Origin of the sequence: Nitrincola lacisaponensis (assembly GCF_000691225.1) — a bacterium.
Lineage (GTDB): Bacteria > Pseudomonadota > Gammaproteobacteria > Pseudomonadales > Balneatricaceae > Nitrincola > Nitrincola lacisaponensis.
This window is the reverse complement of record NZ_JMSZ01000042.1, coordinates 152,194-174,714: the sequence shown is the minus strand read 5'-3', so window position 1 is coordinate 174,714 and position 22,521 is coordinate 152,194. Positions and strand designations below refer to the sequence as shown.

Below are 22,521 nucleotides of genomic sequence, written 5' to 3'. Positions count from 1 at the left end.
TCACTGGAAGTACAGATGAACGCAGCTCAACACGCCTCCGTCCAAGCAGCAGAAACGCAGTGTTATCATTGTGGTTCTGATATTCCACCCGGCAGCCACTTCTACACACGCATTAACGATGAAGACAGGCGTATGTGTTGTCCGGGATGCCAGGCAGTGGCACAAACGATTGTTGAAGGCGGACTGGACAACTTCTATCGTCATCGTGGCACTGAGCTGAGCCCATCCAGTGCGGACCTGGCGGAACTTGAAGCCTTGACTGAAGAGCTGGCACTTTACGATAACCGCGAAATACAGCAAGGCTTTGTCAACAACATCGATAGCGACCAGCCTTCTGCCACACTCGTTATAGAAGGAATCAGCTGTGCTGCGTGTGTCTGGCTGCTGGAAAATCATTTGGGGAAACAACCCGGCGTTGTCGAATTTACCGTTAACCTGACAAATCACCGCGCCAAGCTCATCTGGCAGTCAGACAGCGTACGTCTCAGTCAACTGCTGGCGGAAGTTGCCCGGATAGGCTACAAGGCGCACCCTTACCACCCTGACAAGGAAGAACAGCTGCTGGCCCAGGAAAGCAAACGTTCCATTATCCGCCTGGGTGTTGCCGGTATAGGCTCCATGCAGGCCATGATGTTTGCAGCGGCCATTTATGCTGCCGACATTGCGGGTACAGGCATGGATGACAAGTATGTAATGCTGATGCGCTGGGCAAGCATGGTGGTATCAACACCTGTCATTCTCTATGCCTCCCTGCCCTTTCTGCGCAATGCCATTCGCGATATTCGGGCAAGACATCTGACTATGGATATTCCCGTTTCCATCGCGATTTGGGGCGGCTATGTCGCCAGTGTTTGGGCGACAGTCTTCAACACCGGTGAGATTTATTTCGAGTCGGTCACCATGTTTGCCTTCTTCCTGCTGATCGGACGCTTTATGGAAATGAAAGCCCGACAGCGCACCGGACGTGCAGGTAATGCTTTACTCAACCTTATACCTGCCAGCGCCATGCGTATTAATGATCACGGAGAGGAGGAACTGGTACCTGCCAGCAGCCTGCAACCGGGTGACCGCATACGTATCAAGCCTGGACAAACAATCCCGGCGGATGGTGTTATTGTGCGGGGCTTCTCGTCAGTCGATGAGTCCGCTCTGACCGGTGAGTACATGCCGGTATCCAAAAAGGTAAAAGACACCCTGGTCGGTGGCACTATCAATATCGAAAACCCGGTTGAAATGCAGGTCACCGTTGTTGGAGAGAACAGTCGCATTTCATCCATAGTACGCCTGCTGGACCGTGCTCAAAGTGAAAAACCCTATGTCGCGCGCGTTGCCGACCATGTTGCTCGTTACTTTGTCGGTGCCACCCTGGTCGTGGCTGCCTGTGTATCAACAGCCTGGTACTTCATTGAGCCAGCCAACGCGTTCTGGATCACGCTGGCTGTACTGGTTGTTACCTGTCCATGTGCGCTATCTCTGGCGACCCCGACAGCCTTGACCGCCGCAACAGGTACACTGCGCCAGCAAGGCCTGTTGATCACCCGTGGCCATGTACTGGAATCCTTCAGTAAAGCTACACATATCATTTTCGACAAGACAGGCACACTGACAGAGGGCCGCCTGGCCATTCAGGAAACCTGTCCGCTGAACGGCACGTCTGCAGCAGATGCTTTGACCTGGGGTGCAGCGCTGGAGGCACTCTCTGAGCATCCAATTGGGCGCGCCTTCACCCCATGGTACTGTTACACAGCTGATGACATTGAAAACACTGTCGGTAAGGGCATTGAAGGTGGTATCGAGGGGAAACGCTTCCGTATCGGCGCACCAGAATATGTCATGGAACTCAGCGGCCAGGCACTGCCGAATCTGCCGGATAACAAACGTCAGTGGATTCTGCTGGGTAACGAAACCGGGGCCCTGGCCTGGTTTGCACTGGATGATCAGATACGCCGTGAAACCCGTCAGGCCATTCAGTCTTTGAAAAAACTGGGATTGAGTGTCGAAATCCTGACCGGTGACACCTCACCGGCGGTACAGCGCATCGCTGAAAAACTGGATATCCAGGTTGTTAACAGCGGCATGAACCCGGAACAGAAACTGGCACGGATTCATCAGTTGCAGTCTGAAGGCAAACAAACCATTATGGTCGGCGATGGCATCAATGACATTCCTGTACTGGTGGGTGCACAAACATCAGTTTCCATGGGTGCAGCTACAGATCTGGCGAAAACCAATGCTGATGCAGTACTCACCAACAACAATCTGCAGACCCTGGCCGACAGCATTCTGATGGCCCGCAAGACACGCACCATTATCAAGGAAAACCTGGGACTGTCACTGGCCTACAATGTTCTGGCCTTACCGGCGGCTGCCATGGGCCTGGTTCCACCTTATATTGCTGCGATCGGTATGACTGCCAGCTCTCTTGTTGTCACGGGTAATGCGATGCGGCTTATTCGTGCACCACGCAAGCCCGCTCAACAGGTTGCCACACCCTCTGAACAACCCGCCAATATCAATGCAGGTACCTGATGGAAATTGTCATAATTTTAATTCCGATTGCACTGATACTGACCGGACTGGCTTTCTGGGCTTTTTTCTGGAGCGTGAACAGTGGCCAGTTCGATGATCTGGAGTCTCCCGCTCACAGCATCCTGTATGATGATGACGAAGATATGATCCCGGACGAAGCCAAGGTCGACAAGTCAGCTTCCAAGCCGAATGATGACTGAACCGCTGCTCTTCACCACCGCGCTGCTGATTGGACTACTGGGCAGTACACACTGTATCGGCATGTGCGGTGGCATTGCTGCCAGCGTTGGCCTGAGCACTCGCCAAAACGGACAATCTGCCTGGTTAATACTGCTCGGTTACAACCTGGGCCGTATTGCCAGCTACACCCTGGCAGGCGCCCTGCTGGGCATTGCCGGTGCTCTGGTTGCCACGGGTATCACCGGCGTGTTACTGCAAACCCTGGCAGGCCTGCTACTGATTGCCATGGGTCTGTATGTAGGTCAGTGGTGGTTTGGCATTACACGTCTGGAGTCCCTTGGCGGCCATTTATGGCGTCACCTGCAGCCCGTTGCAGCACGCATTCTGCCAGTACGCAGCCCAACCCAGGCCGTTTTATTAGGCATCGTCTGGGGCTGGCTGCCCTGTGGACTGGTATACAGTACACTGCTCTGGTCTTCAGCCAGCGGCAGCTGGCAACAAAGCGCATTGTTAATGGCGGCATTCGGGCTGGGTACATTACCCGCCATGTTCACCACCGGGCTGCTGGCACGCCAGGTACAAGCGGTCATGCAGAAGCGTCTGACCCGCCAGCTGGCAGGAGGTGTTATTATTCTGTTTGGCCTGTATACCCTGCCCTGGGGCAGAATCCTGAATCTGAGCTGAGCCTTTTTTGAAGTCGATTGAATTGAGGTATTTCCATTGAAAAATGATAGCCGTATTGTCTGGGACATGGAGCTGATCAACCGCTATGACCTGTCGGGGCCTCGTTACACGTCCTATCCGACAGCGGTTCAGTTCGATCCCGCGCTATCCGCCAGCGAACTCGTCCACCAGGGTCAGAACTCTGCTGACAAACAGGCTCCCCTGTCACTTTACGTGCATATACCTTTCTGTGCGCACGTCTGTTACTACTGTGCCTGCAACAAAGTGATAACGCGTAACCGGGATCGGGCTCAACCCTATCTGGAAACGGTCTATCGTGAGATGGAACAACTGTCACAATGGTACAGTGATGATCGTATCGTCGATCAGCTGCATTGGGGTGGTGGTACACCCACGTTTATCAGCGACAGCCAGATGTATGAACTGATGCAGGCACTGCGCCGTCAGTTCAACCTGCGTAATGATGATCAGGGCGACTACTCCATTGAAATAGATCCGCGTGAAGCCAGTCCGGAAACTCTCGATGTGCTGCGTCAAACGGGCTTCAATCGAATCAGCCTGGGCGTTCAGGACCTTGACCCTCAGGTGCAACAGGCTGTTAATCGGGTTCAGCCCCTGGAGCAAACACAAGCCGTTCTGGACAAAGCCAGACAGCTGGGTTTTTCCTCCATCAATATGGACCTGATTTACGGCCTGCCACATCAATCACTGGAAAGTTTCGATAAAACCCTTGATGTGGTGATAGGCATGAACCCTGATCGTCTGTCGGTATTCAACTACGCACATCTGCCGGACCGTTTCCGCTCCCAGAAACATATCAATCCGGAGCAACTGCCATCTCCAGAGACCAAGCTGGCCATTTTACAACACAGCATTAACAAGCTGCTTGATGCCGGTTACGTCTATATCGGCATGGATCACTTTGCCAAACCCGATGACTCACTGGCGCTGGCCCAGGCTGCAGGACAACTGCACCGTAACTTCCAGGGATACACCACACATGCTGAATGTGACCTGGTTGCGATGGGCGTCTCAGCAATCAGCCAGATCGGCCGGGTCTACTATCAGAATGAACATGATCTGGCAGCCTATACTCAAGCAGTTACACAGCAAAAACATGCGATACGTCGTGGTGTCTGCCTGACCGATGACGATATTATCCGTGGTGCTGTGATCAACCAGTTAATCTGTCACTTTGAACTGGATACGACAACCATTGAGCAGCGCTTTGGCATTCTGTTTAACGACTACTTTAATCAGGAACAAAGTGAGCTGACACAATTTGAAGCCGATGGGCTGATTCAGCGTCATGGCTCACGCATTGAGGTCACACCGGCTGGGCGTTTGCTGATTCGTCGTATCTGCATGGCATTTGATGCTTACATACCCAAACAGCAACCTACACGTGGCTATTCTCGCATTATCTGACCCTGATTCGCGGAATAAGGCTGAACTCTTTGACGCCAGCCTTCACCCGGTGCCAGAAATGTTACATAATGGTCGGCATGACTAAGGGTTCACGGAATAGGGTTCGCAGATGGATGATAAAAAAATGACTGGCAAACTCCACAGCCTGAATCAGGTACATTGCAGTACCTGCAGTCTGAGTTCGCTTTGCCTGCCCGTTTCGCTCAACATGACTGAAATGGAACGTCTGGACACCATTATCGACAAAAGCCGTCCGCTGAAGAAAGGCGAGCACCTGTTTCGCCAGGGTGACAACTTCAACAGCGTTTACGCTATCCGTGCAGGCTCGGTCAAAAGCTACAGCATCACGGATGATGGTGAAGAACAGATCACCGGATTCTTCTTCCCGGGTGAACTGGTTGGACTCAGCGGCTACGATACAAGCGTTTACCCTGTATCAGCCAAAGTACTGGAAACAACCACTGTCTGCGAAATCCCGTTCGAACGCCTGGATGATCTATCCGGCCACATGCCGGAACTCCGTCGCCAGATACTCAGAACCATGAGTAAAGAGATCTGCAACGACCAGCAGATGATGATGCTCCTGGCGAAGAAAAATGCTGAACAGCGTGTCGCCAGCTTTTTGTTGAAACTGTCACAGCGCTTTCATGAACGCGGCTACTCTGCCAGCTTCTTCCGTCTCTCCATGTCCCGTAACGAGATAGGCAACTATCTGGGTCTGGCGGTCGAAACCATCAGCCGTATTTTCACCCGATTCCAGACACTGGACCTGATTCATGTGGATGGCAAGGAAGTCGAAATCCTCAATGCCGAAAGACTGCTGGAGCACTCAGGCGAAGCACAGGCCAGTGAAAACACCTGCAGCAAACAGGGACGCTGATCCATCGGCATCCCTGGCTGCGTTCCCTCCCGGAGAACTGAATGTCCTACGACGAACTCTATATCAAGTCGGCTATCCGTTCGATTGCTGACTGGCCCGAAGCGGGCGTTATCTTTCGTGATGTAACCACCCTGTTCAAAGACCCTAAAGCCATGCGCATGGTCTGTGACGCCTTCGTTCAGCGCTATATGAACCAGCCGATTACACATATTGCCAGTATTGATGCCCGTGGCTTCATTCTGGGCTCGGTAGTCGCCTATCAGTTGAACCTGCCACTGATACTAATTCGTAAAAAGGGCAAGCTTCCGGGTGATACCATTTCTCAGGACTATTCGCTTGAATATGGCAGCGCTGCCATTGAAATCCAGACAGATGCTCTGGAACCTGGTGCCAAGGTACTGGTATTTGATGACCTGATCGCTACCGGTGGTACTGTGCTGGCAGCTATCTCATTGATTCGCAAGCTGGGAGCCGAGGTGCATGAGGTGGCGGCACTGATTGACCTGCCCGACTTGATGGGTTCTCAAAAAATTCAGGACAGCAACGTGCCTGTTTACAGCCTGCTCGCCTACGAGGGTCTGTAAACAGATGAATGGCTTTAAAAATTTACTCTGTTACCGCTTTCAACCCGCTGCAGACCTGACCACCGAATCGCTGGAAGAGGCGTTATCAGCGCATCCCTTTGTTCCCTGTGGACGCCAGGAGCTGCAACGCAGTGGCTGGGTGTCCCCCTGCCCCCTGGCTGACAGCCTGGTCTTCAGCAGCAATGGCTATCATCTGGTCAGCCTGCTTAAGGAAGAACGTATCCTGCCAGCAAGTGTCGTGCGTGATGAACTTCAGCTCCGCGTTCACAAAATTGAGCAGGATGAAGCCCGCAAGGTTTACAAAAAAGAGAAAGATCAACTTAAGGACGATGTGATTCAGGAACTGCTGCCACGCGCCTTTTCCAAACGTCAGTCTACCCGTGCCTTGCTGATGCCACAGCAAGGCTGGATTCTGATCGATGCCAGCAGCTTTAACCGCGGTGAACTGTTGCTCAATGCACTGCGTGAAGCCCTGGGATCTCTGAAAGTACGCCCTCTCGCAGTCAACACAGCGCCAGCCAGCATCCTGACCCAGTGGCTTCAGGATGCCAACCAGATCGCGTCAGGCTTTGAGATCGGAGACGAGTGTGAACTGCGCGACACCTCTGCAGAAGGTGGGGTTATACGTATCAAAGGGCAACCACTGCACAGTGACGAAATTGTGGCACACCTGGAAAGCATGCAAGTCACCCGGCTTGCCATGACCTGGGAAAGCCAGCTGGAATTCTTACTGCATGCTGACCTTAGCCTGCACCGTTTGCGTATGAGCGATCAATATCAGGAACAGCTGGAACAGGACCGACCAGAAGATGAACTGGCAGACTTTGATGCCTCAGTCGCCCGCCTGGGTCTGGAAATGAGCCGCCTGCTACCCGACCTGATTCACTGCTTTGGTGGCGAGCCCGCCTCGGAGTAATCATGTACAGCGTCAAAGAGATTTTCTACACCCTTCAAGGCGAGGGCGCCCATGCCGGGCGCCCGGCCATTTTCTGCCGCTTCACCGGCTGCAATCTCTGGTCTGGACGAGAACAGGACCGGGCGACAGCTGTCTGTGATTTTTGTGATACCGACTTTATCGGTACCGATGGCCAGAACGGTGGCAAGTTTGCAACGGCTGAATCACTGGTTCAGAGACTCAGGCAGTTCTGGCCTCCTGGCGCATCAACACCACCTTATCTGGTCTGTACCGGTGGTGAACCCGCACTGCAGCTGGATCAAACGCTGGTCGATGCATTGCACGCAGAGGGATTCATTATTGCCATCGAAACCAACGGCAGCAAGCCCTTGCCTGAAGGCATTGACTGGATCTGTGTCAGCCCCAAAGCCGATACCCCGTTATGTATCACTCAGGGGAATGAGCTCAAGCTGGTCTATCCGCAGATCCTCGCTCAACCTGAGCGTTTTGAGGCACTCGCATTTGAGCACTTCTACCTGCAACCGCTGGATGGCCCGGATGCGACTGCTGCACTCACTGCCTGTCTGCACTACTGCCTGCAACACCCACAATGGAAGCTGAGTCTGCAGACTCATAAAATGATCGGTATTGATTAACTCACCGTTTCTTCGCGCTGCCAATGCCGGCTGAATATCTGCCGGTTACGCCAACCGATGAGCAATAAAGCAGGTACTTGCATCAGCACACCATACACCAGGGCACTGGCAGACATTTCCGGGCTTTTCAGAAGCGTACTGGTGACCAGCAGAGCCGTACCTGCATTCTGCAGCCCGACTTCAACCAGCAGTGTTATGCGCTGAGGTTCGGGCAAGCCGAAGAAACGCGCTGCCAGATACCCCAGCCCCATCGCAGCCAATACCAGGGTTAAAACAGGTAAGGCCAGTTGAGGCAACAGCAGTACCAGACGTTCCCAACTGGTCACTACCAACAACACAACCGTCATCAACATCAGGATAAGTGCCAGTGAACGGCAGGTTTTCTGCAGACGTGCATTGATGACAGGAAAAAAATGCCCCAGCAACATCCCGACACAAACAGGTAACAGCGTGATCAACAACATCTGCTGGATTGCCTGAAACACTGGAAACTCAATCGACATCGGCCCCATAGAGAGCCCCTGAAACACCAACAATGCCAGCAGAGGTAATGTAAAAGGCACTATCAGGCTGTTTACTGCAGTCAGAGATACCGATAAGGCCGTATCACCACGAGACAGCAGGGTAATCGCATTGGACGTAGCACCGCCTGGAGCCAATGTCAGGATCATCAGTCCGGCAGCCAGCAACACAGGTAAACCAAAAAGCTGAACAACCACCCAGCCCAGCAATGGCAGACAGATCAACTGTGTCACAACGCCCAGGAGGATCGCCCGAGGGTGTGCCGCCACCCGCTGAAAATCCTTGATTGTAAGTGACATGCCCACACTCAGCATAATAATAAACAGTGCCAAGGGTAAAAAAACCTGACTGACCAGCGTTGCCTGCATCGATACATCCTGCCTAATTCACCAAGGTACTGCATACTACCAAAGGAATGCGCTAAATGCTGCATTGCAAAAACTTTTATCCAATATGACTGTTTTAATTTGCCTGAAAAAGCTGAAAGCCCCGATATACATAGGCTGCATCAGCCTACTCACAACTTCTGTGGATAACCCTGTGAAGAAAACGACGATAACTGGGACTCACCCCCATTTTTTCACGCCCTGCCTTAGATTGATTATTTTTTAACCAGTTATTTTTTCAAATAAAAATCAAATACTTATGATCAAACCGCTTCAAATGAAAGGTTTTTCCGGTTTCGGTTTTACATTTTTCCGGTTTTGTGAAGATCTTTTTGCTGTCAACCCTTTTGAGGCAGGTTATTCACATTTTATTTCATTCCAGTGTCTGTTTTATGTCCAATTTTTCAAGATAGCCTCAGCACTGGCAGCAGGTTAAGATAAGGCATATTTTTTATTTGGACGGATAGCATGCTGGACAGTACACCGGAGCGCCAGGCAGCGGCACAGCGCATCAGTATCATTGGGGCGATTGTTAACGCATTCATGAGCGCCCTGAAAATTATTGGCGGGGTATTGACCGGTTCAGCAGCACTGGTCGCAGATGGCTTGCACTCCCTGTCTGATATGGCCACTGATCTGCTGGTGGTGTTTCTGGTTGGTGTGTCTCACAAGAAACCGGACAAGGAGCATCCCTGGGGGCATGGTCGCTTTGAAACCCTGGGAACGGTGTTTTTGGCCGTTATCCTGTTGCTGGTTGCCGGCTTCATGACCTGGGACAGCCTGAAGCTCCTCTTCTCTGGCGAAATTCCAGCACCTCCCGCCTGGCCAGCACTGCTCATTGCTGCCATTTCAATTGGCGCCAACGAGGCATTGTTTTTTTACACGCTGAAGGTCGGCAAAACATCCAGATCCAATCTGATCATCGCCAACGCCTGGCATCACAGAACAGACTCTCTGTCATCGATTGTCGTATTACTGGCACTGATCGGTGCCCTGCTGGGCGTATGGTGGCTGGATGCTCTGGCAGCAGTTCTGGTCGCACTGTTGATCGCCAAGATAGGTCTTGACCTGCTGTTGAAGAGTCTGGCCGAACTGGTAGATACCGGCTTGCCTCAGGAACGCATTGAGGAGCTGCATGAGGAAGTTTTATCAGTAGACGGGGTGATCAATGTCCACAACATCAGAACACGCCTGATGGGCGGCCAGAGCCTGCTGGAGATGCATCTTCAGGTACACCCTCAGACCAGCGCATCCGAAGGTCACTTTATTGGTGATACAGTCTGTGCACGGCTGAAACAGCGGTTTGATGATATTGGCTATATCATTTATCACATCGATACCTATGATGATGAAACCCTGCCTGAGGTACAACTGGCCGCATTACCAGATCGTAAAGCCATCGAACAGCAACTGGATAGATTACTGGAACAACTGCTGGGAAGCCGCCCTGACTATCAGCTCACGCTGTTTTACACCCCGAAAACAGTGAAGCTGGAAATCAAGCTGTCACCCGCCATCTGGCCCCTGCTGCAACATAGGCAATTAACAGCGCCACAACTGGAACAGCAGTTGTTACAGACGCTGGAAACGCTACCCGGATTTCGGCAGCTGTCACTCTGGCTGCCGACCTCCGGATCTGAAGCTCAATCGCCGTAACGGCGTGAGGGTTCCCGCATGGTGACAAACTCTTCTGCAGCGGTGGGATGAATACCGATAGTTGCGTCAAATACGGCTTTGGTTCCTCCAGCCTTGATGGCAACCGCCATGCCCTGCACAATTTCACCGGCATCGGCGCCCACCATATGCAGGCCCACGACACGATCTGTGTCACGGTCAACCAGCAACTTCATCAGCGTACGTTCATCACTGCCACTTAATGTGTGCTTCATTGCACGAAACTCCGAGCGATAGACATCCAGACGAGGATAGCGCTGCCGGGCAGCCTCCTCGGTCAAGCCAACAGTACCTATATTGGGCTGGCAGAACACCGCTGTCGGAATGTTGTCATAGTCCACCGAATGAACTCCTTCAGCATAGAGTGAACGCACCAGCGCCATGCCCTCTGCCAGCGCGACGGGAGTCAGCTGAACACGGTCGATAACATCACCTACCGCATAAATGGAAGGAATTGACGTCTGGAACTGATCATTGACCTGAATCGCACCGTTGTCTGCACAGACAACACCGACCTGCTCCAGACCTAACCCCTGTGTTTTGGCGACACGACCGGTGGCGTACATAACCTGATCTACACGACACTGCTGGCCATCGTTAAAATGCACCAACAGCCGGCGATCCGGCTGTTGTTCAATACGGCTGATTTCGGTGTTGAAGCGCAACCTGACGCCTTTCTTGGATACTTCCTGCGCGGTAAACTCACGCACCTCCTGATCAAATCCCTTGAGGAACAGATCACCCCGATGCACCAGCTGTGTATCACAGCCCAAACCGGCAAAAATACCGGCAAATTCGACCGCTATATAGCCTCCGCCCACAACCAGTACCTGTTGCGGAAAAGTTTCCAGATCAAAGACTTCATTCGAAGTAATAATATGTTCAGCACCCGGAATATCCGGTACAAATGGCCAGCCACCTACCGCTATCAGAATGCGCTCGGCAGTAAAGGTCTGCTCACCAACCTGAACAGACTGAGGGCCGGTGATCTGTGCTCGTCCGTCAATCAGAGTACAACCCGAATTGATTAACAGGTTACGATAGATACCATTCAAGCGGGTAATTTCAGCGGTCTTATTATCGCGCAGGGTCGGCCAGTCAAACCCGGTCAGATCAGCCTGCAGCCCAAAACCTGCCGCCTCTTTGAAGCTTTCTGCATATTGCGAGGCATAGACGTAGAGCTTCTTCGGAACGCAGCCAACATTGACACAGGTGCCGCCCAGATAACGCTCCTCGGCAACGGCTACCCTGACCCCCATGGTCGCAGCCATACGGGCAGCACGAACTCCACCAGATCCGGCACCTATGACAAACAGATCATAATCAAACTGGCTCACTGCGTTCCTCCTTCTGGTACTCTTCAGATGACCTCTAGCATACACGCAAGCGGCTTTATCTGGCTAATCGAGTCTGGCTAAGCTACAGATTAATATTCACTATCAAGCAAATACGTCGAATCGATTTGCGACCCATGCGGAAGACTTTTAGAATGGGCATCCATTCTGATGACCCTGAGAGAACGCCCATGAAACTGGTTTCATTTAACACCAACAGTATCCGCATGCGGATGCATCAGCTGGAAGCACTGATTCAAGCCCATCAGCCTGACGTTATCGGCATTCAGGAAACCAAGGTTACAGATGATGCCTTCCCGCTAGCGGAAATTGAAGCACTGGGTTATCACGCCTATTTTCACGGCCAGAAGACCCATTATGGTGTCTGCCTGCTGTCAAAAACACCGGCACTCAGTATTCAAAAAGGATTTCCGGACGATGACGACACCGCCCAGAAACGCCTGATCATCGGCGAATTTCTCAGCGAATCCGGCAAGCGCTACACGCTGATCAATGGCTATTTCCCACAGGGTGAAAACATTGCTCACGAGGTCAAATTTCCCGCCAAGCGAAAATTTTATGCAGACCTGCTAACACTGCTTGAGACAAGCTACTCCGCAGACCAGGCACTGGTCGTGATGGGTGACCTGAATATTTCTGCAGAGGATATTGATATCGGCATTGGTGAACCCAACCGCCTACGCTGGCTGAAGACCGGAAAAACCAGCTTCCAACCGGAAGAGCGTGAATGGCTATCACGCCTGCATCAATGGGGACTGATCGACAGTTACCGTAAGCTGTATCCACACAAGGACGATAAATTCAGCTGGTTTGACTATCGCAGCAAGGGGTTTGAGGATGAACCCAAGCGCGGGCTGCGCATCGATGCCATCCTCACCACGCGCACACTGGCCGACTGCTGCACAGGCAGCGATATCGACTATGATATTCGCGGCATGACCAAACCTTCTGATCATGCCCCGGTCTGGTCAAGCTTTGACTATTGAAGGCTTAACTACTGAAGCTTTAACTACTGATAAGTCTCGGGTTTAAGCACCAGAACATCACAGGGCACAGCGTCCAGCACCCGCTCGACGCTGCTGCCTAACAGCAACCGATCCAGCATCCCTCTTGCCAAAGACCCCATCACCACCAGATTCATTCCCTGCTGTCGCACGAACTCAGGCAATTTCTGGTGAATTTCACCTTCAACCACATGCAGCAGATTCAGGTCAAAGGCCGGATCAAATGCCTGTACCACCTGTTGCAGACGGGTTTCATGCTCTTCCTTGATACGCTTCTGCATCGATTCAAAATCACCCACCACCGTGTCATCAAAGATAGCCGACTGAGGGATCGCGGCATAGGTATGCAGAATATGCAGCTCGGCACCAAGGCAATCCGCCATTAACCGGGCATACGCCAGAATCCTGTGATCCATGGCAGCAGCTTCATCATGCGCATGGAAGGGATCAATGGCAGCGACCAGCCGCATACGGTCCGGCCAGGGGCGCTCCTTGCACAACAGCAAGGGAACCCTGCTTTCACGCAACAACTGCCAATCCTGAGGAACCAGAATGCGGTGCAGTAAATGCGGATGCTCCGCCACCTCATGCAATAGCAGATCGGGTTGATAACGCGCAGCTTTGGTTAACACACCATCGGTAATATCACGTGCCCAGGCAACATCGGTGGTAATCCCTGGCTTTGCCCGGCGATAACGGCCAGCAATTGTATCCAGTTCTTCTTCCATGGATCTGAGCTGCTGATGTTGCAGGTTTTCCAACATCGCAGGTGCTACCATATTCATACTGCTCGGATAAGACTGATAGCCGCATTTGAACAACTCAATGCCAGCCTCTGCTGCCTGACCGAGGCGCAGCGCTTTATCCAGCAGACTATCGGTATTCTCATCTGTTGTCAGGTTAACCAACAGTTTTGAAAGTTTGGCCATGATGCCACTCCTTGTCTTGTCGCTTGATATGCTTTCATTCTAGCCGAAAACCCGTCACTAAAATGCTGACCAGGCTCAGCAAAGTGGCCAGACACACCAGCGTGATGGCAAACGACAGTTCGGTAGCTGGGCTTCATAGGTACGCGCCCGGCTTTCAACACCGCGCGCTACATTCAACAACCAGGGCTTGCTGTTATAACTGCGGTTACGAAAGCCCGTATGGCCCTCATGGTAGTTGAGGTAGAGGTTATATGTATCATTCAGAGCCACACCATTACGCTGGCGGGACATCTCGTTATACCAGCCGATAAAATCCAGTGCATCATCGATATTGGTACGACGTGCCAAACGATTCCCCGTCGCACGACGATAATCATCCCAGGTACCATCCTGAGCCTGAGCATAGCCATAAGCGGAGGACTGGCGGGGCATGGGAATGATACCAAACAGGGTTGGCCTGGGAGGACGCGCATTATGACGGAAAGAGGATTCCTGGCGGACAAAGGCGATTTGAGTCGAGATGGGCGTCCCCCAGCGCGCTTCAGACTTCTGTGCAGCCCGGTACCAGGCAGGTTCGTGAGCAATAATGTCACAGATATTTTCCTGAGCACGGGCAGGCGGTGGCGATGACGCGCAACCAGACAGTCCGACAACAGACAACAACATCAGGAAAACTAAGGTATTTTTAAATCCACTATTCATACCGGGGAATATACCTGAATGTCCCCGAATTAACACCCTTTGACCCTGGCTTTTGATCCAGGAACGACAGCCTGATGACTGCCGTTCCTCATGCGGATCAATGCGGTTGCTTGCCGTCAGCAATCACGGCAGGATCAGGATTTTCTTCGATATGAATCGGTTCATCCGGTAACTCGCCCTCATGCTCTTTCAAGGCACGCTTGCTGCGCATCTCAATCAACAACCACAGTACGAAACCGGCACCCAACCCCCAAGCCGCACCATGTGTTGCCAGGACAACACCCATAATACCCGCCACGCCCATGGAGGTTGCGTTATCGATCTGCTCCACTGCAACCGCAATACACAGGTAACCGGTAATCAGCAGTGTAATTGACAGAGCGATTGGCAATACAGGTCTGAACAGTGTCACCAGCGGCAGCATAAACAAGGCAATAAACCCGACAATCCAGAACACACCCGCACCTGAATAGATCGTATCCATGGCGCTGCGCCCATAGCGATAGCGTTCCGCGATAGTCGCCATAACACCGGTAAACAGCGGACCCGCCAAACCCGGATAGGGAGCAAAGAAAGAATGCATCAGATTCCGCAGCCCAGTGACCAGGTGTACACGGTCAACATTCACTTCAATTTTTTCATCCGGGCGCAAATGGTCAACACGCTTGAGCAGGCTCTGACCAACAATGATATCGCCGAAGGCAATGATGTAGGCAATAATCGCCGTCGGGATAGCGGCCAGCAGCAGTTGGTAGGTTGGGAAACCTACGGTGAAGGGCAAATAATCCCAGATTTTACCAAAGGCCGGTAACTCAAAGCCCCACTGCACAGCGGGTAAAGGATACTCAGATACCGACCAGCCGATCACCATGGTGATCAACATACCCGGAACCATACCGTAACCGGCAATGATTTTAGCCCAACGGTGCTTTTCCACCCAGTCACGGAAAGACAATGAAAAGAGTACATATACTGTGACCAGACCACCGATACCCAATGAGATAGGCGTGTTGTACAAGCGCCCGCCTTCACTGATTTCACCACTGATCGCAGCGATACCGGCACCCAGAAGAATACCCGCTTTGATTGAATTGGGAATATTATCAACCAGTTTCGTGCCCAGCCGGGTAATCCCCATAAACAGGAAAATGAACGTCACTACCAGCTGTAGCGCCACCAGCGCACGAATCGCGTCGGGTCCCGGTTCAAAGCCGCCAACAAACAAGAGTACCACCGGAATAGCCGGCGTAATCCAGCCAGGCACAAAGGGTACACCCAGCAGGTTCGGTAACATGAATCCGATACCGCAAACAACCACATAGGCCAGTGCGACATCATAAGGCAGCCCCAGGTAGCGCTCCAGCAAAGGGATCATCCCCATCGCCACGACAAACATCACCAGAGCCTGAATGGTTTCCGCCAGTTCCCAGCGGTAGTGAATAAAAGGCAAGCGGATCTTGAAAGGACCGGCTGGCCAGTAAGGGTGTTCCTCACCGTGCTTACGCTGATATAACATAGGTTTCTCTCTGTCTTATACCTTGGAATGGGGCTGAGTACGCATCCGGCGCACTCATAGGGCCTGAGTAAAGGTAAACCCTTATAGCAAACCAAGTCGATAGCCAGGAGAGAGACTTTAGTATTGAATGCCCACTAAAGTATTAGGGAAATCACTCATACCAATAGAAATAACACCAGGACAGCCCCTGTAGACTTCAGATGAAACACGACTGCGTTCAGTGTTATAATATCCCTTCATTTCCCCTTGTTTTTTTGACCGGAGATCTCATGGTCAGACGTACCAAAGCAGAAGCCGCCCTCACCCGGGAAAAGCTGCTCGATGCGGCTGAAAACGTATTTCTCGCCCGCGGCGTCGCCAACGCTACCCTGGAACAAATAGCTACTGAAGCTGGCTTAACCCGCGGAGCACTCTACTGGCACTTTAAGAACAAGGCAGAAATTTTTCATGCCATGCTGGATAGAGTACGCCTGCCGTTTCAGGAACTGATTGATGAGCTGGATGAAGCGGATCGACGGGAGCACCCCGCTCGCGCAATTCGACTGGCATGTCAGGAAGGTCTAAAGCGTCTGGAACAACCCCGTTATCACCGGGTACACAGTATTCTGATTTATCACAGCGGCGGTCTGTCAGAACTGGACTCACTGGCAATGCAGGAAGAGATTGCCAATGAGTCCTGCGGAATGCTGACAGAATATTTTCAGGCCGTTGCCCAGCAGGGGCAGCTGCGGGCTGATATCAGCCCGGAAACAGCAGCCCGTTTGCTGCAATCCACACTTGGTGGTGTTTTTCACGACTGGCTACGACATCCTCAGGAATACTCCATTCGTGAGCGCGGCATGGAAATGGTAGATACCCTGTTGCACCTGCTTTGTACTACCGAGCTGCCCTGACCCATTTCAGGACTCAGCCTGCCAGCCACCTCCCAATGCCTTGAACAGGGTTGCGCTGGCAATCAACTGGTCACGCATAGCCTCCGACAGCGCCAGTTGAGCCGACATTAATGCCCGCTGGGCATCCAGCACCTCAATGAATCCGATCAAGCCTTCGCGATAGCGAATTTCAGCCAGTTCAAGGGTGCGCTGATAAGCCGCCTCCTGACGCTGTACCGCCTCAGTCCGCTCAGCCCGAGTCTGATAGATTACCAGTGCATCACGCACTTCATTGAATGCCAGTTGTACACTGGACTGATACTGGATCTCCGCCTGCTCGGCTTGTGCTTCCGCCGACTCTATGCGTGCCTGTGTTCGACCAAAATCGATCAAGGGTCCGATTAACCCTGCCGTCAGCCCCCAGGCCGCGGCCCCGCCAGTGAACAGGTCATCAACCTCTAGCCCTCGTGTTCCCAATAAAGCTGAAAGACTGAAGCTCGGAAAACGACTGGCTTCAGCGACACCGATCCTGGCATGTGCCGCCATTAAACCTGCTTCAGCCGCACGAATATCCGGACGGCGTTGTAGCAACTCAGCAGGCATTAAGGCGGGTATCACCTCCGGAAGTCTGATCTGGTCTAACCGGGTATCACCATAATTCAACGTATCCATCAGTGCTGCTGGCGACATGCCGGTCAGAACCGCCAGAGCTCCTTCAAGGACACGTACCCGCTCACGCTGAACGGGTAATTGTGCCAACGCAGATTGCAACTCGGATTCAGCCTGACGCAGGGACAGCTCATCACTCTGTCCCATTTGATAGCGCAGCTGCTCCAGCCTCAGGGTTTCCTCTCGTGAAGCGATGGTTGCTTCAGTAATCCCCTGCTGACGCTCGGCATTACGAAAATCGAAGTAAGTCGCGACCAGGTCAGCCACAATATTCAACTGCAGCGCATGGTGCGCATATTCACTTTGAGCCAGCAACGCCTGTGCGGCGTCTTGTTCCTGTGCCAAACGTCCCCACAAATCGAGTTCATAACTGAGCACACCTGTGACGGCAAACTGATTGTTCAAACCAGTCTGTCCGGCAGGCGTCAGATCAGCGGCACTGCGCTCACGTGCTGCATCCGCCTGTGCACTGATGCTGGGCCGTTTGTCCGCCTGAGAGAGCCCCAGACGTGCATGAGCTTCCCTGATTCTGGACAGCTGTAACCGCAGGTCCAGATTATCCTGCATCGCCAGACTGACCAGATGATCCAAATGAGGGTCCTGGTACTGCTGCCACCAGTGTTGCCAGTCCTGCTGTGCTGCATCGGCATGCATATCAGACAGTGGCCACTGTTCAGGCAGAGCCGTGATAGGTTGCTGATAAGGCGTACCCACAGCACATCCGGTTAACAATACAACCAGCGCTGCCCCGGAAAGTCGCAGATATTTAGGCATGACCAACCTCCTGATCAGCATCCTTGCGGCTGCGGCGCCAGCTGGCAAAGTCCTCTACCAGCTTGTATGCCAGCGGCACAAAGATCAGTGCCAACGAGCTCGCCATCACCATGCCACCCACAACAACGGTTCCGATCTCCTGACGACTCACAGCACTGGCGCCACTGGCAAAGACCAGGGGCAAATTGCCGACAATAAAGGTCAAGGCCGTCATCAGAATAGCGCGAAAGCGCTGTTGTGCCGCCACCAGAGCCGCCTCGGTTGAACTCATACCCTCACGGCGGTTCTGCGCTGCGAACTCCACAATCAGAATGGCATTTTTAGCCGCCAGACCAATCAATACCAACAACCCCACCTGGAAATAGATATCGTTGGGAAAGCCTTTCAGCAACGAGGCCAACGCAGCCCCCAGCACACCAAAGGGCACCGCCGTAGCCACCGCCAATGGCAGGGACCATCGCTCATACTGCGCAGCCAGGATCAGGAACACCATCACCATACCCAGTCCAAAAGCCATACCACCGGAGCCCTCGGCTACATCCAGCTGGTACGCCTCGCCAATCCAGCCTATCAGCAGGTTACTATCGTCCAAAGCTTCAGCTGCTGCAGCCTCCATCGCCGCTTTCGCCTGCCCGGTGGTATAACCGGGTGCTGCATCTGCCAGGAACTTGGCCGCAGAGTAGACATTAAATCGATTGAGTATATCTGCCCCCATCTGACGCTCCAGGGTGACCAGGGAGCTCAGTGGAATCAACTCTCCCTGCTCTGACCGAACGAAGACTTTATTCAGATCTTCAGGCTGGCTGCGGAACTCGGCTTCTGACTGCAGATTAACACGCCAGATACGACCAGACAGCGTAAAGTCATTGATATACAAGGAGCCAAAGGTACTCTGCATGGTTTCAAAGATCGCATTGATCGGCACACCAACGGCTTTGGCCTTTTCGCGGTCCACTTCAGCAGAATAACGCGGGATACGGGTATCCAGTGTGGTTCTGGCATTGACCAATTCAGGCCGGGCATTCGCCGCCTGCATCAACCGATTCGCATGCGCGGCGACTTCAGCAGTCGTCGCATCACCACGCACCTGCAGATAGCCTTCAACACCCCCTGTCAAAGACATCCCCATGATCGGCGGTGGTGTAAAGGCGAACACCAGCCCTTCCGGGATCTGGGCTCCCATCCCCATGATTTTACCGGTAATAGACAGAGCATCCTGCCCTTCTCCCGTCCGCGCCTTCCAGTCTGACAGGTTAGCGAAACCTACTCCCGCATTGGTACGCAAAGAACCGGAGATAATGTCAAACCCGGAAATCGCGGTGAATGCCTGTAACTCGTCCAGCTCCAGCAAGGATGCTGAGAGCTGGTCACGCACTTCCGAAGTACGTGATAAGGCTGACACGGGTGGCAGCTGATAAACGACCAGGGCGATCCCCTGATCCTCCTGAGGCACCAATCCGGAAGGTAAACGCGACATTAAACTGACCGCCAACACAACCACCCCGATAAACAGCAGCACGCCCAGCAATGCATGACGCAGCAACCGCGCTACCAGCCAGGCAAAGCCGTCAGTAAAGCGATCAAATCCTGCATTAAACCACTGAAAAGGCTTGGCTACCCGGTGCGGCTGCTTATCCAGCAGCAAGGCACACATGGCAGGGGTCAGAGTCAAGGCAACCACACCGGATACCACAACCGATACCGCAATGGTTACCGCAAACTGACGATAGAGTTCACCACTGAGTCCGCCAAGGAATGCCACAGGTGCAAACACTGCCACCAGCACCAGGGTTGAGGAAATCACCGCGCCAGACACCTGCTTCATCGTCTCGATCGTGGCTTCGCGCGCACGCATCCCTTTTTCCTGAACCAGGCGATCAACGTTTTCCAGCACGATAATGGCGTTATCCACCACAATCCCGATCGCCAGTACCAGACCAAACAGCGTCAGCATATTGATCGAGAACCCCATCAGCAGCATGCCGGTCAGGGTACCGATCAAGGACACAGGAATAGCCACTACCGGAATCAACGTGGCTCGCAGATGCTGCAAGAACAGGAAAGTCACCAGGACAACCAGCAACACCGCCATTAACAGGGTGACGAATACTTCCTGAATGGAGATATCAATAAACTCGGTGGTATCGTAGGCAATGGTATAATCCACTCCCGATGGAAAACGCTGGGCGATATCATCCATCACCGCCACCACAGCCTGACCGGTTTGCAGGGCATTGGCTCCCGGTTGCAGATAAATTCCCAAAGGTACAGCGGCCTGGCCATTATAGGTCGCCGAGGATGCATAGCTCTGTGCACCCAGCTCAGCACGTGCAACATCACCGAGACGCAGAGTGCTGCCATCCTCTTCAGAACGCAGAATAATACGCTCGAACTCTTCCGGCTGAGACATCTGGCCACGTGTCGTCACGGTAAAGGTAAAAGCCTGTTCAGCCGGTACGGGTTCAGCCCCCAGACTCCCCGCAGCAAACTGGGCATTCTGCTCACGTATGGCAGCGGCAACATCTGAAGGCGTCAGACCATACTGCGCCAGCTTGTCAGGGCTCAGCCAGATGCGCATGGCATAGTCTTCAGCTGCAAAGAGCGAGGCATCACCCACGCCGGGTACACGTACCAGCTCATCCAGCACATTCAATAATGCATAGTTAGATAAAAACAGCGAGTCCCGGCTGTCATCCGGAGAGAACAACACAGGTACCATCAACAGGTTGGTGGAGCGGGCTTCAACACTGACGCCCTGATCACGCACCTGCTGCGGCAAACGTGGAGAAGCCGCCTGTACCCGGTTATTGACATTGATCGCCGCCTGATCCGGGTCCGTCCCCATGGCAAAGGAAATCGTGATCTGCAAGCTACCGGCATCCGTCGAACTGGACTCCATGTAGAGCATATTGTCCACACCGTTGATTTCCTGCTCCAGCGGTGCTGCGACGGCTTCCACCAACACCTCGGCACTCGCACCCGGGTAACTGGCCGTGACCACCACCTGAGGCGGCACCACATCGGGATACTGCTCAATAGGCAAGGCACGCAAAGATGCCAAACCGGCCAACACGATAATAATGGATAACACCGACGCGAAAATCGGCCGGTCAATAAAGAACTTCAGCATCAGGACTCCTCGTGCGAATCACTGTTCAGTACAGTAACGGGCGCACCTTCGCCCAGCATAATCTGACCACTGATAACCAGACGATCACCTGTTGACAGTCCTGACAGAATCACCTGTCCATCTGGCGTCACGGGTCCAAGCTCTACCTGGCGAACACGCGCCTGCCCTGCTTCAACCACGAACACCTGAGGACCTTGAGGACCTTGCCCTACCGCTTCTGCTGGAATCACAAACGCAGCCGGCAAGGTTTGCATCATGACGCGCACCCGAACAAACTGGCCCGGCACTAACACACCATCCGGGTTCGGGAACACGGCTCGCGCTGAAACACTGCCGGTACGTGGGTCAATACTGCTATCAGTAAAGTCAATCTGTCCTTCCAGCGTATAGGCCTCGCCATCAGGCAACATCAGATGCGCTTGACGCGCACCATTGCTGCGCGCCACCTGCTGGATGGCAGCATCTTTCTCTGGCAATGAAAAACGTACATGAACAGGGTCTTGCTGCGTGATTCGCGTCAACAAAGTACCACGCTCAATCAAGCTGCCCTCGGGCAAGCTTTCCAGTCCGGTAATACCGGACAGTGGTGCTTCAACCTGGGTATAACTCAGGTTCAGCTCAGCCGCTGCCACACCGGCCTCCGCCAGTGCCAAACGCGCCTCTGCCAGCTCACGTGCTGACAAGGCATTATCACGATCTCGCTGGCTGACGGCATTCTGCTCATACAACGTACTGATACGCTGCCATTCACGGTTCGCCTGGTTCAACTCGGCCCGTGCGTTAGCCCGCTCTGCCACTGCGCGTTGTAATTCGATCTGGTATACCTCAGGATCAATGCGAAACAGAGGCGTCCCTTGCTCCACACGCTGCCCTTCGGTGTACAGACGCTCTTCAAGCACTCCAGAAACCCGTGCTCTGACTTCAATCTCGCGCGACCCTCGTACCCGAGCCGCATACTCTTCCGACAAGGTCACTTCTTGTACCTCAACCGTCACCACACGCACGGGGGCTGCAGGCGGTGCCGCAGCGGCATGAGCAACCTCTTCTTCCGCCTGACAACCGGCCAACAGCACCAGCAGCATCACGCTCAACAGGGATCTGGAACCCTTGATCAATCTGCGCATCTTTCACCTACTCACCACATTCAAACTC

19 protein-coding genes are annotated in these 22,521 nt (G+C 53.2%); 11 read left to right on the top strand and 8 right to left on the bottom strand.

Features of this window, described 5'->3' with window-relative positions:
* Positions 1 to 15 precede the first annotated feature (15 nt).
* From ADINL_RS15000 to queE, 8 genes are all read left to right on the top strand, one after another.
* On the top strand, positions 16 to 2,529 hold the full coding sequence (locus ADINL_RS15000; protein ID WP_036549872.1) for a heavy metal translocating P-type ATPase: 2,514 nt from the start codon (positions 16 to 18) through the stop codon (positions 2,527 to 2,529).
* Entirely contained in the window at positions 2,529 to 2,729 is a 201-nt protein-coding gene (gene ccoS, locus ADINL_RS14995) for a cbb3-type cytochrome oxidase assembly protein CcoS (protein WP_036549870.1), read from the top strand. The genes ADINL_RS15000 and ccoS overlap by 1 nt, the downstream gene beginning before the upstream one ends.
* Positions 2,722 to 3,393, top strand: a complete 672-nt coding sequence (locus ADINL_RS14990; protein WP_152547697.1) for a sulfite exporter TauE/SafE family protein — start codon at positions 2,722 to 2,724, stop codon at positions 3,391 to 3,393. The genes ccoS and ADINL_RS14990 overlap by 8 nt, the downstream gene beginning before the upstream one ends.
* 36 nt (positions 3,394 to 3,429) lie before the next feature.
* Complete coding sequence (gene hemN / locus ADINL_RS14985; RefSeq protein ID WP_239644403.1) at positions 3,430 to 4,821, top strand: oxygen-independent coproporphyrinogen III oxidase; 1,392 nt, start codon at positions 3,430 to 3,432, stop codon at positions 4,819 to 4,821.
* Between the two features lie 109 nt (positions 4,822 to 4,930).
* Positions 4,931 to 5,701, top strand: a complete 771-nt coding sequence (gene fnr, locus ADINL_RS14980; protein ID WP_084154552.1) for a fumarate/nitrate reduction transcriptional regulator Fnr — start codon at positions 4,931 to 4,933, stop codon at positions 5,699 to 5,701.
* A gap of 41 nt (positions 5,702 to 5,742) precedes the next feature.
* Complete coding sequence (locus ADINL_RS14975; RefSeq protein ID WP_036549867.1) at positions 5,743 to 6,285, top strand: adenine phosphoribosyltransferase; 543 nt, start codon at positions 5,743 to 5,745, stop codon at positions 6,283 to 6,285.
* A gap of 4 nt (positions 6,286 to 6,289) precedes the next feature.
* Positions 6,290 to 7,201 (top strand): recombination-associated protein RdgC, encoded by a 912-nt coding sequence (locus tag ADINL_RS14970; RefSeq protein WP_036549865.1) that lies wholly within the window; start codon positions 6,290 to 6,292, stop codon positions 7,199 to 7,201.
* Positions 7,202 to 7,203: 2 nt separating this feature from the next.
* Complete coding sequence (gene queE, locus ADINL_RS14965) at positions 7,204 to 7,836, top strand: 7-carboxy-7-deazaguanine synthase (protein WP_036549863.1); 633 nt, start codon at positions 7,204 to 7,206, stop codon at positions 7,834 to 7,836.
* Here the strand turns inward: queE and ADINL_RS14960 are convergent.
* On the bottom strand, positions 7,833 to 8,726 hold the full coding sequence (locus ADINL_RS14960) for a bile acid:sodium symporter family protein (protein ID WP_051632869.1): 894 nt from the start codon (positions 8,724 to 8,726) through the stop codon (positions 7,833 to 7,835). The genes queE and ADINL_RS14960 overlap by 4 nt on opposite strands.
* Before the next feature lie 486 nt (positions 8,727 to 9,212).
* Between ADINL_RS14960 and ADINL_RS14955 the strand changes: the two genes are divergently transcribed.
* Positions 9,213 to 10,400, top strand: coding sequence for a cation diffusion facilitator family transporter (locus tag ADINL_RS14955; RefSeq protein WP_036549862.1), 1,188 nt, complete (start codon positions 9,213 to 9,215; stop codon positions 10,398 to 10,400).
* Here ADINL_RS14955 and gorA read toward each other — a convergent pair.
* A complete protein-coding gene (gorA, locus tag ADINL_RS14950; RefSeq protein ID WP_036549860.1) occupies positions 10,388 to 11,755 on the bottom strand; it encodes a glutathione-disulfide reductase in 1,368 nt (455 codons plus the stop codon). The genes ADINL_RS14955 and gorA overlap by 13 nt on opposite strands.
* Before the next feature lie 188 nt (positions 11,756 to 11,943).
* On the opposite strand from gorA, the gene xthA reads away from it, so the two are divergent.
* Complete coding sequence (gene xthA / locus ADINL_RS14945) at positions 11,944 to 12,759, top strand: exodeoxyribonuclease III (protein WP_036549859.1); 816 nt, start codon at positions 11,944 to 11,946, stop codon at positions 12,757 to 12,759.
* A gap of 23 nt (positions 12,760 to 12,782) precedes the next feature.
* Here the strand turns inward: xthA and ADINL_RS14940 are convergent, their stop codons facing one another.
* The 3 genes from ADINL_RS14940 to ADINL_RS14930 all read right to left on the bottom strand — a co-directional run bounded on the left by ADINL_RS14940 (position 12,783) and on the right by ADINL_RS14930 (position 15,924).
* Positions 12,783 to 13,706 (bottom strand): universal stress protein, encoded by a 924-nt coding sequence (locus tag ADINL_RS14940; RefSeq protein WP_036549856.1) that lies wholly within the window; start codon positions 13,704 to 13,706, stop codon positions 12,783 to 12,785.
* A gap of 75 nt (positions 13,707 to 13,781) precedes the next feature.
* Positions 13,782 to 14,372, bottom strand: coding sequence for a transglycosylase SLT domain-containing protein (locus ADINL_RS14935; protein ID WP_239644402.1), 591 nt, complete (start codon positions 14,370 to 14,372; stop codon positions 13,782 to 13,784).
* 133 nt (positions 14,373 to 14,505) lie between these two features.
* Complete coding sequence (locus ADINL_RS14930; RefSeq protein WP_036549850.1) at positions 14,506 to 15,924, bottom strand: permease family protein; 1,419 nt, start codon at positions 15,922 to 15,924, stop codon at positions 14,506 to 14,508.
* A 269-nt stretch (positions 15,925 to 16,193) separates the two neighbouring features.
* On the opposite strand from ADINL_RS14930, the gene ADINL_RS14925 reads away from it, so the two are divergent.
* Positions 16,194 to 16,817: a TetR family transcriptional regulator gene (locus ADINL_RS14925; protein ID WP_036549847.1), complete on the top strand. Its 624-nt coding sequence runs from the start codon at positions 16,194 to 16,196 to the stop codon at positions 16,815 to 16,817.
* A gap of 6 nt (positions 16,818 to 16,823) precedes the next feature.
* Here ADINL_RS14925 and ADINL_RS14920 read toward each other — a convergent pair whose 3' ends face one another.
* From ADINL_RS14920 to ADINL_RS14910, 3 genes are read right to left on the bottom strand one after another with little or no spacing between them, the layout of a single operon-like run.
* Entirely contained in the window at positions 16,824 to 18,239 is a 1,416-nt protein-coding gene (locus ADINL_RS14920; RefSeq protein WP_036549845.1) for an efflux transporter outer membrane subunit, read from the bottom strand.
* Complete coding sequence (locus ADINL_RS14915) at positions 18,232 to 21,369, bottom strand: efflux RND transporter permease subunit (RefSeq protein ID WP_036549842.1); 3,138 nt, start codon at positions 21,367 to 21,369, stop codon at positions 18,232 to 18,234. The genes ADINL_RS14920 and ADINL_RS14915 overlap by 8 nt, the downstream gene beginning before the upstream one ends.
* Positions 21,369 to 22,493: an efflux RND transporter periplasmic adaptor subunit gene (locus ADINL_RS14910; RefSeq protein WP_036549839.1), complete on the bottom strand. Its 1,125-nt coding sequence runs from the start codon at positions 22,491 to 22,493 to the stop codon at positions 21,369 to 21,371. Before ADINL_RS14910 ends, ADINL_RS14915 begins: the two co-directional genes overlap by 1 nt.
* Positions 22,494 to 22,521 lie beyond the last annotated feature (28 nt).